1 protein-coding gene is annotated in these 492 nt (G+C 61.8%); it reads right to left on the bottom strand.

The window, feature by feature from the left end; genetic code table 11:
• Window positions 1-69: 69 nt before the first annotated feature.
• Entirely contained in the window at window positions 70-459 is a 390-nt protein-coding gene (locus ACYQ8L_RS18605) for a four helix bundle protein (protein ID WP_459943312.1), read from the bottom strand.
• Window positions 460-492: the final 33 nt, after the last annotated feature.

Here is a 492-nt window from a genome sequence, read left to right as displayed (position 1 = left end):
TCGGTACGGCTTCTCCCCACGAGGAACGCTCCCCTACCATGCCAGGGATCAGAATTCAGAAGACAGAAGTCAGGATCCCGCCCGCTCCCAACTTCGGTGTAGCCCCTGGAGCATCTTGGCGATCGACTGGTATTCGTCGCGCCACCGCGTCCAGGTCCCCTCGTCGATGTACCCGAGGTCCAGCGCGTAGCGGATCCACACCCGCATCTCGTCGGCCGATCCAATCGCCATCTGCAGGTACCGGCGAAATTCCCTCGCGGAGTACGCCTGCTTCCCGTACCCCTCTGCCAGGTTCCCGCAGATGGATTTGCTCGCCCGCCGAATCTGATCCGCCAACCCGCCGGTCTGTTCCTCCCTCGGAAACCCCAGCGATGCCCGATGGATCTCCAGCGAGATCCGATAGGCACGCTGAAACACCTCCAGGTCCTCGAAGGAACGTACCGCCTTCCGGCTTGTCATCTGTCTTCTGTCCGCTGAATTCTGACCCCTGAC

Source organism: Deferrisoma palaeochoriense (assembly GCF_054656955.1).
This window is presented reverse-complemented; position numbering and strand designations above follow the sequence as displayed.

Excerpts from the sequence above, each read along its gene's own strand:
- ACYQ8L_RS18605 (WP_459943312.1), bottom strand. The coding sequence starts at position 459 with ATGACAAGCCGGAAGGCGGTACGTTCCTTCGAGGACCTGGAGGTGTTT.